Origin of the sequence: Kordiimonas sp. (genome assembly GCF_048264555.1) — a bacterium.
GTDB lineage: Bacteria > Pseudomonadota > Alphaproteobacteria > Sphingomonadales > Kordiimonadaceae > Kordiimonas.
In genome coordinates this window covers 724,655-737,377 of record NZ_JBLXCX010000002.1, presented here as the reverse complement: position 1 = coordinate 737,377, position 12,723 = coordinate 724,655, and the positions used below count along the sequence as shown (strand labels likewise).

Sequence of the window (12,723 nt, the reverse complement as noted above, 5' to 3'; positions counted from 1 at the left end):
TGCCCCAGTCTCAAATGATCAGTTCATTCAAGACTATAAAGGGGGCAGGGTTTACCGCAACGCCTTTATCGCACTTTCTATACCACCGATGGTGAGCGGGAACATGCGGTCTTCCATCAGGGTCTTCATAATCTGGATAGAGTGGGAATAATCCCAATGCGTGTCAGGGATTGGATTCAGCCACACCGCCTTTTGGTAGATATCTGTCATGCGCTTCATCCAGACCTCACCGGATTCCTCGTTCCAGTGCTCGACCGACCCGCCGGGGTATGTAATCTCATAGGGGCTCATGGACGCATCTCCGATGAAGATCACTTTATAGTCGTGCGGGAAGGTGTGCATCAGGTCCATGGTTGGAGTGGTGTTGTTGAAACGGCGGCTGTTATCCTTCCAAACCCGTTCATAGAGGCAGTTGTGGAAATAGAAAAATTCGAGATGCTTGAACTCGGTTCGCGCGGCGGAAAACAGTTCTTCACACACCTTGATATGTGGGTCCATTGAACCACCAACGTCCAGAAACAGTAATATTTTCACGGCGTTATGCCGTTCGGGCACCATCTTGATATCAAGGAAGCCATTATGGGCTGTAGCCTTGATTGTGCCGTCCAGGTCAAGCTCGGTTGCTTCACCCTCACGTGCGAACTGCCGCAGTTTCCTGAGGGCTACCTTGATGTTACGGGTGCCAAGCTCTACCGTATCATCAAGATTGCGGTATTCGCGTTTATCCCAAACCTTGATGGCGCGGCCGTGTCGGCCTTCTTTCTGGCCAATGCGAACACCTTCGGGGTTGTAGCCGTAGGCGCCAAACGGGCTTGTGCCAGCGGTTCCAACCCACTTGTTACCGCCCTGATGGCGCGCTTCCTGTTCCTCAAGGCGTTTCTTGAGCGTTTCCATGATCTCATCCCATGAGCCGAGGGAGTTGATCTTGTCCATCTCTTCCTTGCTCAGGTAGAGCTCTGCCATCTTGCGGAGCCATTCTTCGGGGATATCGACCGTTTCCTCACCGATGAATTCAATACCCTCGAAAACCTTGCCAAAAACACGGTCGAACTTGTCCAGGTTCTTTTCGTCTTTCACAAAAGCAGAACGAGACAGAAAATAGAAATCATCAACACTGCAGTTGGCGCAGCCTGCCTGCATGGCCTCCATCAGCATCAGGTATTCCTTGATGCTGACCGGGACGCCGCCATCTTTCAGGCTGTAGAAAAAATCGGTGAACATGGCGCTTTTAGCTCGACTGCCGGCGGTTCATAAAGGCGAGACGTTCAAAAAGGTGCACGTCCTGCTCATTTTTGAGAAGCGCGCCGTGAAGCGGCGGAATAAGCTTGCTGGGGTCTTTTGACTTCAGCACGTCAAGTGGCAGGTCCTCTGCCATCAGAAGTTTGAGCCAGTCAAGAAGTTCGCTGGTAGACGGCTTTTTCTTCAGTCCCGGCACCTCACGCATATCAAAGAAAATGCTGAGCGCTTCGCGGACCAAAGTTTGCTGGATATCAGGGTAGTGGACCTTGATGATATCTTTCATCGTATCCTTGTCAGGGAACTTGATGAAGTGGAAGAAACAGCGGCGCAAGAAGGCGTCGGGCAGTTCTTTTTCATTGTTTGACGTGATGATCACAATAGGGCGGTTTTTTGCCTTGATGGTTTCGCCCGTCTCGTAAACGTGAAACTCCATCCGGTCGAGCTCGAGCAGCAGATCGTTTGGGAACTCAATATCCGCCTTGTCGATCTCATCAATAAGCAGGACAGGGGTCTCGCCGCTTTCAAACGCTTCCCAGAGCTTACCGCGTTTGATGTAGTTCTTGATGTCTTTAACTTTTTCGTCGCCGAGCTGGCTGTCGCGCAGGCGGGAGACCGCGTCATACTCATAAAGACCCTGTTGGGCTTTGGTAGTGGATTTTATATGCCATTCAATGAGCTTGAGGCCGAAGGCGTCCGCCACTTCCTGCGCCAGCACAGTTTTCCCTGTGCCGGGTTCACCTTTGATGAGAAGAGGGCGCCTGAGTGTCGCGGCCGCGTTAACCGCAATTTTAAGGTCGTCTGTGGCGACGTAATTCTCGGTGCCTGCAAACTTCATGGGGTAAATCTCCGAAACTCTGATCAATAGTGAGCGTTATATAATTCTGTCTGTTAGCTAGCGCGTGAGAAAAAAATGTCCAGCGATAAAACCGGATGATGCCTATACTGATATAAACACAAAAAACCCGTTCCGTGCGGGCTTCTCCCACGCACAGATACAGGTGAAAATAATCTAAACAGCGAAGATTTGGTACTTCGCTATACGCTGTTAAGCACCAAACCTAAGCTTCATCATCTACCGTGAGCCCTGCTACCTCGCGGTAGTAGGACAGAAACTCGAGAATGCTTTCAGGCGGGAACTGTTTGATCACTTCCCCAGATTCATTGTCGATATTCAGATAGACAAAACGTCCTGTTTCATCATCACGGTCAATACGCAGTCGGGTATTCGGTATCTGTTCATTCTCGGGAATAAACTGCTCAAGTGCCTTGGCTGCCTTCTCTAAAGGTGAGCCTGCGGCAACATTTTGTTCCGTACCCTTGCTTTGAGTTAGTACTTCTGCGGAGGGTGCCCCGCTTTTTTCTGGTCCCGAAGAGGCAGAAAAGCGATCGACACCCGCAGATGCAGAAGTACTAGCGCGCGCTGAACGCAGGTCTACGACCTGTGCACTGCTGCTTGTATTTCCTATCTCGGTCATCGGTTCACTCCGTGCGAAGATATTGCTTCACTATTGCCTAGACGTACTCTTCGTTAAAGGGCGGGTGAGCCCCGTTGAGGCTCACCCGAATACCTATTAACGGAAGAGGCCAAGTACTGTCGAAGGCGCCTGGTTGGCGATCGAAAGTGCTTGCAAGCCAAGTTGCTGCTTAACCTGCAGAGCTTGCAGATTTGCAGATTCTTTGGCCAGGTCGGCATCCACGAGGTTACCGATACCCACTTCGATAGTGTCAGAAAGTTTGTCCACAAACGAACGTTGCAGTTCGATACGCTTCGCGCCAGAACCAAGAGCAGACAGAGCATCGTTCACATTCGCAATTGAAGATTCAATTGCTGCCACAGCAGCAGACGCACCAGCGGATGTGCCGATGGACTGTGATGACGTGAGTGTAACGTTCGTGCCTGAAACAGAGAGATCCTGAGCAGCAATCGAAATCACGTTTGAACCGGTATCGTTGGTGATGGCAACAACGGATGAACCGCTGGAGCTAACAACGTTGGTACCGTTGAACTCAGCGTTCGATACGATCGAAGTGATCTGTGAACGAAGCTGGGTGAAGTCGTTGTTCAGGGACGTACGGCTTGCAGTATCAAGGCCGCTGTCTTTTGCAGCAACTGCCTTCTCTTTCAGTTCAATGAGAAGGTCAGATACAGCTTCACCCGCTGCAATTGCAACGTCGATGGTTGAAGTCGCGCGATCAAGTGAGGACTTAACAGCATTCAAACCAGCAACGTCACCACGCAGTTTTTGCGCGATAGCGAAGGTAGCAGCATCATCTTTTGCAGACGAAACTTTCAGACCCGTGTTAATCGAGCTCTGAGTAGTTTGAAGAGAGTTACTTGTCTTGGACAAGTTTTGCAGGGCAGCAAACGCACCTGCATTGGTGTTTACCGAAAAAGCCATTTTGCTTCTCCTTTTTGGAGTTTTTATCGGGCATTTTGCCCACGGGATCTTTTATCCCGAACTCATATATGCAAAAGATGGGCCAGATTATGGTTTTATTTACCTTATCTTAAGGTGTTGTTTTGTTGAGGTTTTTCACAAAAGAGCCAATGAGAGCGTGTGCGAAATTATAGGCAAAAATTGCCTATGGGGCAAAAAGTGTCCTCATCTGATGTGCTGGGTGGGAAAAAAATGCCGATCGAGCCGTGGCTCGACCGGCATGGGTTTTACTGAAATAGGCTGGTGACAGCCTGCGGGGCCTGATTGGCAATCGAAAGTGCCTGCAGGCCAAGCTGCTGTTTTACCTGCAGGGACTGCAAGTTTGCAGACGCTTTAGCCATGTCGGCATCAACCAGGTTACCGATACCAACCTCAACTGTGTCCTTCAGCTTGTTCACAAACTCTTTCTGCAATTCTAGACGACGTGCACCGGCGCCAAGGGATGAGAGAGAGGTGTTCACATTTGCGATGGAGGACTCGATCGAGCTCACAACAGACGCTGCGCCCGTGGCAGAGCCAATGGACTGGCTTGTTGTAAGGGTTACCACAGTGCCCGAAAGCGACAGGTTTTGTGCCGCAATGGTGAAGGTGGAGGAGCCGGTATCGTTGGTGATGGCGACAATGTCATCTCCGCCTGCAACAACAGCGTTGGTACCATTGAACTCCGCATTGTTGACGATGGAAGAAATCTGCGACCGAAGTTGCGTAAAGTCGTTGTTGAGGGAAGAGCGGCTTGCGGTATCGAGGCCACTGTCTTTCGCAGCAACAGCTTTTTCTTTCATTTCAATGAGGAGGTCAGAGACGGCTTCACCCGCAGAGATGGCAACATCAATTGTTGACAGTGCGCGGTCGATGGAGCCAACAGCCGCGCGGAAACCAGCCACATCCGCTCTCAGCGATTGTGCGATGGCAAATACAGCAGCGTTGTCCTTCGATGAAGACACCTTGTACCCCGTGTTAATTTCAGTCTGTACTCTTTCCAGACCGGTAGCAGTTTTGTTCAGGTTTTGTAGCGCTGACAAAGCTGCAGCGTTCGTGTTTACGGAAAAAGTCATTGTCGTCTCCTTTCTGAGATATACGTACTGAGCCTTTCTGCTCTTGCCCGCATATGCGCAATCTATGTGCCAGACGTAACTATCTGATCAGAAAAGAGAAAATTCCTTTCGAAGGGTTTGGTGGTTATAGGTAGGGAAAAAAGTGTCGGCAATATATGCCGAGATGACACAATTGGTTCATGGGAGGCCGGGGGGTGTCACTGCCCGGAATATGGGCAACAAAAATGGGGCCCCGAGGGGCCCCAAAAGGTGAGTTCCTTTAAGGAACCACTTACCGGAAGAGTGAAAGTACTGTGCCGGGTGCCTGGTTGGCGATTGAAAGCGCCTGAAGGCCAAGTTGCTGCTTAACTTGCAAGGACTGCAGGTTAGCGCTTGTTTTAGCCAGGTCGGCGTCAACGAGGTTACCCACGCCAACTTCAATCGAGTCAGACAGCTTGTCTACGAACGAGCGCTGCAGTTCGATACGCTTCGCGCCTGAACCAAGAGCAGACAGAGCATCGTTCACGTTGGAGATTGAGGATTCAATCGCGCCTACAACAGCAGATGCTGCAGCGGCCGTGCCGATGGACTGAGTGCTGGTCAGTGTTACGTTGCTGCCGGATACAGAGAGATCCTGAGCTGCGATCGAAATCACGTTCGAACCAGTGTCGTTGGTGATCGCTACGATCGCGGAACCGCCTGTGTTCACAGCATTGGTGCCGTTGAACTCAGCGTTTGATACGATCGATGTGATCTGTGAACGAAGCTGTGTGAAGTCGTTGTTCAGAGACGTACGGCTTGCAGTGTCAAGGCCGCTATCTTTTGCCGCAACAGCTTTTTCTTTCAGTTCAATGAGAAGGTCAGAAACAGCTTCACCAGCCGCAATTGCAACGTCGATGGTTGAAGTCGCGCGGTCAAGAGAGCCCTTAACAGCGTTCAAGCCTGCTACGTCAGCACGCAGTTTTTGCGCGATAGCGAAGGTAGCAGCATCGTCTTTTGCAGAGGAAACCTTCAGGCCCGTGTTAATCTGGGTCTGAGTGGTGTTGAGTGCGTTGGTGGTTTTGTTGAGGTTTTGCAGGGCAGCAAACGCACCTGCGTTGGTGTTGACAGAAAATGCCATTTTAAGTTCTCCATTCTGAGAGTCTATTTGAGCCTTTTGCTCACGAAAGCCTTTTGCCTTCGCTTTAGCAGATGCAGGGGGTATGCCAATTTTCCTGAAGGTCGGCTAATTTTGCCTAATTGATTGTAAATTATCGGAAATTTTTACCGGTTTCTGGAAATGTGTGCCGGGTGTGCCGATGAAAGTATGGGGAAAAAATTGCCGAGTGGGCAGGAAGTGTCAGGTCGGGAGGGCAGTTTTTACCTAGGGGCGGCAAAAATTACAGGGTGGAGTTCACTGTGCCGGGCTGCGGGCTGGTTGGATTGTTTTCAGCCGCTTTTGCTTGCAGGCGTGCCTGATCTGCCAGGCCTTCCATGATGGTGCGGTTGATATTGATAAGGTCATCAACGGTCTCAGCGCCCCGCGCAACAGCAGAGGAATGTTTGGATACCCAGATAGACAGAGAGATAATGCCCGCGCGCAACTGGTCGGGCAGGCCGTTTCCTTTTGTGCCACAATCGGAGGATAGAACGGACCACATGCGCCGGTTCCAATCCAGCGCCTTCACAAGATCTGCACCCCTGAAGTTTTTATCCCGAGCCTCAATCAGCGCGTTTGTTACTTGTGCAAACAGGCGATACTCGATCTGGCTCGGGTTTTCGGAGGATTGTTGGGCCTTCTGATACGCTTGGTATGACATACTCTTTCCCGGTTAGGTTCCTGTTACTCACTGTCCCCCAAGGCGTTCCTGCTCAAACGCGATCAGCTTTTTACAGGTGATGAGTGCCCGATAATAATTACGGTCCATCACATCGCGGCTTATTTTAACACAGTTTTCAATCGCCGCAGGAGTGCTAATCGCATTCATGAACTCCGTCATGCGCAGAACGAACTCCTCATAGTACTTATCTGTCTCACCTTGCCCCATATACATTAACATAATCGGAAAATAGATCCGTTTAGCTGGGGTATCGACGTTTTCTTCCTGCATAATGTCTTTTTCACGCAGGATCGACGCCTTGTTGTGAACGATCAAAGTCGTCCGCCTATCGGCATTTGCAATTACCGCGCCATTTATCACCAGCCGCTCGTCGGGCTTCAATGAGAGCTTCAGCGCCATATGGTCCTCCCTAAAATACCAGCCTTTGTCGCGCCTGATCTGGCTGGTCCCGTTTAGATTCCTCTATATACCATAAGGACATCGTCGCGAATACGCTACAATAGGCGTTTGGCACCCCCCTTGCAAGCGTGCTGCAACAGGTGCACATTAACGTAACGTCCGGCAAACGCTTCTGCGATCGGGAGGATTTCTTGGCAGCAACCAAAAGAAAAGCGCGCAATACTGGCCCTCAGGCGAAATCCGCTGGGCCGGAAGTTTTCCCAAAGTCCAAGGCGCAAAAAGCAGGGTTCGCTGAAACCAATCTGTCTATCAAGGAAGTCAAGGCTGCGCTCAAGAATGGGCAGCAGCACGCGGCGAAGCAGGAATGGCCTGAAGCTGTAACCGAGCTTTTGAAAGCCTGGGAGGCGTTGCCTGAAGACCTGCATATCCTCACCATCCTCGCGCATGCACTCACGCAGCTTGGGGTGCGAGAGCAGGCGATCTACGTGCTTGAGCGCGCGCTTCACTACCATAAGCCGACACCCGATGTGTGTTCTGTTATCCAGCAACTGGCGCTGGATATGGGATTTGATGAGATCGCGGAGAAGCTTGGGCACCAGCTTGTGTCTATGGATCCAAAAACCGTCAAACACTATATCAACCTGTGCACAGCTCTGAACCGGCAGGAAAAATACGACGAAACCATCGAGATGGCGCAGCAGATGCTGCCCATGTTCCCGAATAGCTCGGATATGTGGAACGTTCTGGCGACGGCCGTAAAGTTTCGGGACGGCAAGGAAGCCTCCATCGTCTTTTATGAAGAGGCGCTGCGGCTCAACCCTAAAAACCACAAGGTATTGAGCAACATTGCTGACGCGATCGCGGATCAGGAAATCGCCCATCAGTATTTAGAGCGTGCGCTTGAGGTTGACCCCAATAACCCTGAGATTCAAATCGGGCATGCCTTCTATCTGTTCCGTACCGGGCAACTTGAAGAAGCATGGAAAAATTACGCCTCACGCCTCAGCTCACGGCGGGTACAGGCGCAGCAGATCACTTATACCCACCGGTTGCCAGAATGGGACGGCAAAACCTCCCTGAAGGATAAGGTCGTGCTGGCGGCGTGTGAGCAGGGCATTGGGGACGAAGTGATGTTTGGCCTCGCCTTGCGTGAAATTGAGCCGCACTGCAAGCAACTGGTTATTGGTGTGGACCGCCGCATGGTCGATATCTACCAGCGGGCATTTCCAGATGCCGTCGTGGGCGCCTACAGGGACGGTATGCTGCAAGGGTACCGCTACCGCGCTTTCCCGGAAATTGAAGGCAAAATCAAGCGTGGCGAATTGAGTGTGGACTATGCCATGCCCTTTGCCTCAATCCTTCAGCACTTCTGGCATAAAACAGCTGACATCAGCTTTCCCAAAAAGGGCTACCTGCGGGCAGACCCGGCCAAGAGCGATGAGTGGCGCAAGCGGGTGGATGCGCTAGGCCCTGGCCTTAAAGTTGGGGTGACTTGGCAAAGCGGGTCGGTCAAGGCCGCGCGCCAGTTCGGGTACCTGAAGCTCGATGATCTGGAGCCCATCCTTTCCGTGCCGGGCATCCAGTTTGTGAACATGCAGTATAGTGATGTCAGCAAGCAGGTTGAGGAATTCACGGCACGCACCGGGCTCAAGCTGCACCGCTTTGAGGATGTAAACCTGAAGGCTGATATTGATGCCAATCTTTCCATTATGGAGCATCTTGACCTGGTGATTGGCCCGGCCATGTCCACGCAGGTGTTTGCGGCCGCCATCAACCGGCCTGTCTGGTGGCTGACGCTCTATAAACCTTGGTGGAGCTTTGGGGCGGAAGAGGGCATTCCGTGGGCGCCGAACGGGCGGTATTTTTCACGCTTCCCGGATAAAGACTGGCGCCGCAATGTGGAAGATGTGGCCAGCGCACTCAAGGAATGGGCAGCCAGTCATGAAAAAGCGTAACATCAACAACAGAAAGGTTGGATGATATGCAGCCGCTTTTCATCTCGGAAGTTTCCAGCAATCACGCGCGGGATATGGACCGCTGCGTTGAGTTCATCAACCGCTCTGTCGCCATCGGGTGTGGCGCTGTGAAGTTTCAGCTTTTCAAGATTGATGAGCTATTCTCACCAGAAATTCTTGAGCGTAGCGCCACACACCGCGCCCGGCGGGAGTGGGAACTGCCGCTTGAATTCCTGCCTGAGCTGGCAAGTGCCTGCCATGACAGGCAGGCAGAGTTCTGCTGCACCCCATTTTACCTGAAGGCGGTGGAGGAGCTGGAACCCTATGTAGATTTCTACAAGGTCGCGTCCTACGAGCTGCCATGGCATGACCTGATTGCCGAGTGTGCACGCACGGGCAAACCTTTGGTGCTGTCAACGGGCATGGCAACGCTGGATGAGATCGGGGCAGCTGTGGATGTGTTCCATGGTGCCGGTGGTAAGGATTTAACGCTGCTCCACTGCGTGTCCGGCTACCCGACCCCGTTTGAAAACTGCAATCTTGCAGCGATTGAGACCATTCGTAACGCGTTTAATGTGCCCGTTGGCTGGTCAGACCATTCCCGCAACCCGGCGGTGGTGCGTCGTGCCGTAAGCCGCTGGGGCGCCACGACGGTTGAATTTCATATCGACCTTGATGAACAGGGTGCAGAGTACCAGACAGGCCACTGTTGGCTGCCGGAAGAGATTGAGCCCGTTATTACCGAATGCCACCAGGCCTATATCGCCGACGGCAACGGTATCAAGGCCCCAACACCCGCAGAAGAGACCGACCGGGAATGGCGGGCTGACCCGTCAGACGGCCTAAGACCTTTCCTGCACGTGAGGGAAACATGGCATCCCGCGTCTTGATCATTGTTGGCGCCCGGCTTAATTCAAGCAGGCTTCCCGGTAAACACCTGCTTGATCTGGCGGGCGAAAGCCTGATAACGCGCCTCAAGCCCCGCCTTGAAGCCGCATGGCCAGATGCGACGCTCGTTCTTGCAACCACATCAGATGACTATAACGCCCCGCTTGTCAGCGAGGCGGGCAGGGCAGGCTATGAGGTTTGCGCTTACGATGGCGACGTGAATGATCTTGTGGGCCGGGTGGATGCTGCCGTCAGGCACTATGATCCTGAAGTGGTTTGTTATATCTGTGGTGACTGCCCGCTTATCGAGCCAACAACACTTGGGAACATGATCGCGAGCGTTGCAGCTGGCGATGATATGGATGTCGCCAAATTGGACCTCGACCATGTTGGTGGGGAGACGATCCACGAAGGGTTTGCTGTTTATAGCCGCCAGTTTTGGGATGCGATTGTTGCTGCAAGCCAAGAGCCGTTTGAGCGAGAGCATGTTGGTGTTGTCTACGGCAGGCTCGGCAAGGTCAGCCCGCGCGCGGTTGCCATGGTGCCCGATGATCCGTTTTTCTCAACCCTCAAGCACCGTATCTCTGTTGATACACCGGCCGACTATGCCTTCATGGAGCGGGTATATGAGGATTGGTATCAAAACCATGAAGCAGATGAGATTGTTGATCTCAAGTGGGTGATGTCCCGCTTGAAGGAGGACCCAAGCCTGGGCGCGCTGAACGCGCATGTGCATCAGAAAGATATGCGGGAAAGCTCGAAACATATCTGCATGCTGGTGGACTGCCGCGAGGGCATTGGCCTTGGGCATCTATCGCGCTGCCGTACTGCGGCGGAAATCCTGCGTGACCGTATGGCCGCCAAGGTTTCTTTCCTGATGATCGGTGAAGCCACAGATGTGGTTGACCTGCAGTTTTTTGCGCATGAATGGCTGGACCATTGGAACGCGGCCGAGGTGGGCGACAAGCTGAAGACGCTCAAACCTGATCTTGTGTTCGCGGATTTTTCCTCCGCCCCTGAGGGTCTTGATGATGTGCTGGCGTGCTGCAAAGCCCTGGATGCCAAGGTGCTGGGCTTTGACCGTATGGTGGAGGTTGATGGGTTTGACGGCTATTATGTGCCGTCTTTTTATGTGCCGGAGCAGTGGCTTTCACGGCGTAACGGCAAGCTGGTTTTCGGCTGGGACTGTTATCTGTTGCCCAACATTCGGCGGCGGGAAAGTCACGCAAGTTCAATGAGCCGGATTGTTGTCCTTACGGGCAGCACGGATGTGTCCGGCGCGGGCGAATGGCTCCCGGCGATGATGGACGCGGCGGTGCCCGCTAGTGTTCAGCTCGAATGGGTGCAGGGCCCCCGGGCACCAGCGCCTCAACTTGAAAGCCTCGTGCATCACGATCGCTGGTCTGTTCTGCAAGCGCCTGATAATCTCTCGAGTAGGCTGCACCAGTATGATGGCGCTGTGACGCTTTTTGGCATGAGCTTTTTCGAATGTGTGGCTGCGGGCTTGCCCACGGTGGTGTTCGACCCCATCCATGCCCTGCAAAAAGAAGCGTGGCAGACCTTTGCGGCTTCAGGCCTCGCGCTTGCTGTGGACGGCGAGGACGGATTGCCTGACGCCATCAGCAAGCTGGCAGCCGGCTGGCAGCCGGCCAAGGATGCGCCGTCGCTGGTGGGTGGCAAGCGGGGAGAGCAGTTGCTTCAGTTCGTACGCAAGCAGCTTGCGGCCTAAACTGGGTCGATCCTTATCTTGATGGTGTCATAAACCCATTTTTCGCGCTCAATGGCGCTTTCGCGGTCATCAGAGGTCAGCACAAAGACGCCGAAACGTTGGCCGTGGCTGCGGGTTTCAGGCAGAATGTCGCCGGGTTTGTACCAGATCTCAAACTTGTGTATCCAGTCCTTCGCCGTGACCTCATCAACCCCTTCAACGGAATGAAAGCGTCCGGGCTCCGCAAAGAAATAGCGGTTTGAAACGGCCCTGTTCATGGTGGGGGTAAGCTCACCAAGGTCAACTGCTTCACCAAGTGCCATGCGGATCACGTTGCGCACATAATTCACCCCGGTACCAAGGGGCACGAGGCTTTCACAGAAATCCCCACCGGAGAGCCGGGCTGCAACCTCGATAATGGCGGGGCCGTCTTTTGTCAGCACCACATCGCCTTTCATCACACCATGATGGAGGCCGAGGGATTTTGCCGCCTTGAGAAGCATGGCTTCAATGCTGTCAAACGCATCCTGATGTTGGCTTGGCTGGATGCCGCCATTTTCCATGATCTGCGGCAGGAAACGCTCCAGCACATCATAGTTGCGGTCCGCATACCCGGGCGTGACGATCTTGCCGTCAACCATCAGGCTTTCCGTTGATATCTGCGGGCCTTCAAGGAAACTTTCAATCAGCACCTTGCCGTCAACCGCATAGGCGAAAGCACGGGCGAATAGCTCGTCGATATCCGCCTTGTCGGTGATAAGGCTCACGCCGCGGGAACCTGCCTCGCTCAGCGGTTTGATCACCAGCTTGCCGTATTGGTCAAAAGCCTCATGCACCTCATGCGCGCTTCCAACTAGCCGATAGTCGGGTATACGCACGCCGCCCCGCTTGAAAGCTTCTTTCATCTCATACTTATTGGTGGCGAGCTTTGCCGTTTCATGGGCGATATGCCATGTGCCCAGTTGCTCGGCCACTTCCGCCACGATATGCGGGATATCGCTGCCCATGGTGGCAACACCGTGGATGGGTTTTTCTTTGATAAAGTCGTCGAGAAAAGCCTTAAGCGTCGGAATGTCGCGTGTGGAGACAATGCCAAAATCGTCCGCGAGCGCGAGGGCCGGCGCGTCCGGGTTCATGTCCACGGCAAGCGTTGTGATGCCCATGGCTTTTGCCGTTTTGACCATGAAGGCCTGATCCTGACCGGCCCCAAGCACAAGAAGGCGCTTATGTGTGTTCGGCATC

12 protein-coding genes are annotated in these 12,723 nt (G+C 53.2%); 3 read left to right on the top strand and 9 right to left on the bottom strand.

Annotation, left to right across the window (positions count from 1 at the left end; genetic code table 11):
• Window positions 1-51: 51 nt before the first annotated feature.
• The 8 genes from ACN0XZ_RS08545 to flbT form a co-directional block, all read right to left on the bottom strand.
• Complete coding sequence (locus ACN0XZ_RS08545) at window positions 52-1,221, bottom strand: vWA domain-containing protein (protein WP_417457315.1); 1,170 nt, start codon at window positions 1,219-1,221, stop codon at window positions 52-54.
• 7 nt (window positions 1,222-1,228) lie between these two features.
• The gene (locus ACN0XZ_RS08540) at window positions 1,229-2,074 is read right to left on the bottom strand and encodes an AAA family ATPase (RefSeq protein WP_417457314.1); all 846 of its coding nucleotides are present in this window, start codon (window positions 2,072-2,074) and stop codon (window positions 1,229-1,231) included.
• Window positions 2,075-2,297: 223 nt separating this feature from the next.
• Complete coding sequence (locus ACN0XZ_RS08535; protein WP_417457313.1) at window positions 2,298-2,714, bottom strand: flagellar protein FlaG; 417 nt, start codon at window positions 2,712-2,714, stop codon at window positions 2,298-2,300.
• A 96-nt stretch (window positions 2,715-2,810) separates the two neighbouring features.
• On the bottom strand, window positions 2,811-3,638 hold the full coding sequence (locus ACN0XZ_RS08530; protein ID WP_417457312.1) for a flagellin: 828 nt from the start codon (window positions 3,636-3,638) through the stop codon (window positions 2,811-2,813).
• A gap of 266 nt (window positions 3,639-3,904) precedes the next feature.
• On the bottom strand, window positions 3,905-4,732 hold the full coding sequence (locus tag ACN0XZ_RS08525; protein WP_417457311.1) for a flagellin: 828 nt from the start codon (window positions 4,730-4,732) through the stop codon (window positions 3,905-3,907).
• Between the two features lie 271 nt (window positions 4,733-5,003).
• Window positions 5,004-5,831: a flagellin gene (locus ACN0XZ_RS08520; protein ID WP_417457310.1), complete on the bottom strand. Its 828-nt coding sequence runs from the start codon at window positions 5,829-5,831 to the stop codon at window positions 5,004-5,006.
• Window positions 5,832-6,090: 259 nt separating this feature from the next.
• Window positions 6,091-6,510, bottom strand: a complete 420-nt coding sequence (gene flaF / locus ACN0XZ_RS08515; protein ID WP_417457309.1) for a flagellar biosynthesis regulator FlaF — start codon at window positions 6,508-6,510, stop codon at window positions 6,091-6,093.
• 27 nt (window positions 6,511-6,537) lie between these two features.
• Complete coding sequence (gene flbT / locus ACN0XZ_RS08510; RefSeq protein ID WP_417457308.1) at window positions 6,538-6,930, bottom strand: flagellar biosynthesis repressor FlbT; 393 nt, start codon at window positions 6,928-6,930, stop codon at window positions 6,538-6,540.
• A 191-nt stretch (window positions 6,931-7,121) separates the two neighbouring features.
• Here flbT and ACN0XZ_RS08505 point away from each other — a divergent pair, with 191 nt between their 5' ends.
• From ACN0XZ_RS08505 to ACN0XZ_RS08495, 3 genes are read left to right on the top strand one after another with little or no spacing between them, the layout of a single operon-like run.
• A complete protein-coding gene (locus ACN0XZ_RS08505; protein WP_417457307.1) occupies window positions 7,122-8,885 on the top strand; it encodes a tetratricopeptide repeat protein in 1,764 nt (587 codons plus the stop codon).
• A gap of 26 nt (window positions 8,886-8,911) precedes the next feature.
• On the top strand, window positions 8,912-9,775 hold the full coding sequence (locus tag ACN0XZ_RS08500) for an N-acetylneuraminate synthase family protein (RefSeq protein ID WP_417457306.1): 864 nt from the start codon (window positions 8,912-8,914) through the stop codon (window positions 9,773-9,775).
• Complete coding sequence (locus ACN0XZ_RS08495; RefSeq protein ID WP_417457305.1) at window positions 9,757-11,502, top strand: cytidylyltransferase domain-containing protein; 1,746 nt, start codon at window positions 9,757-9,759, stop codon at window positions 11,500-11,502. Before ACN0XZ_RS08500 ends, ACN0XZ_RS08495 begins: the two co-directional genes overlap by 19 nt.
• On the opposite strand, the gene ACN0XZ_RS08490 is transcribed toward ACN0XZ_RS08495, so the two are convergent.
• Complete coding sequence (locus ACN0XZ_RS08490) at window positions 11,499-12,722, bottom strand: ATP-grasp domain-containing protein (RefSeq protein WP_417457304.1); 1,224 nt, start codon at window positions 12,720-12,722, stop codon at window positions 11,499-11,501. The genes ACN0XZ_RS08495 and ACN0XZ_RS08490 overlap by 4 nt on opposite strands.
• Window position 12,723 lies beyond the last annotated feature (1 nt).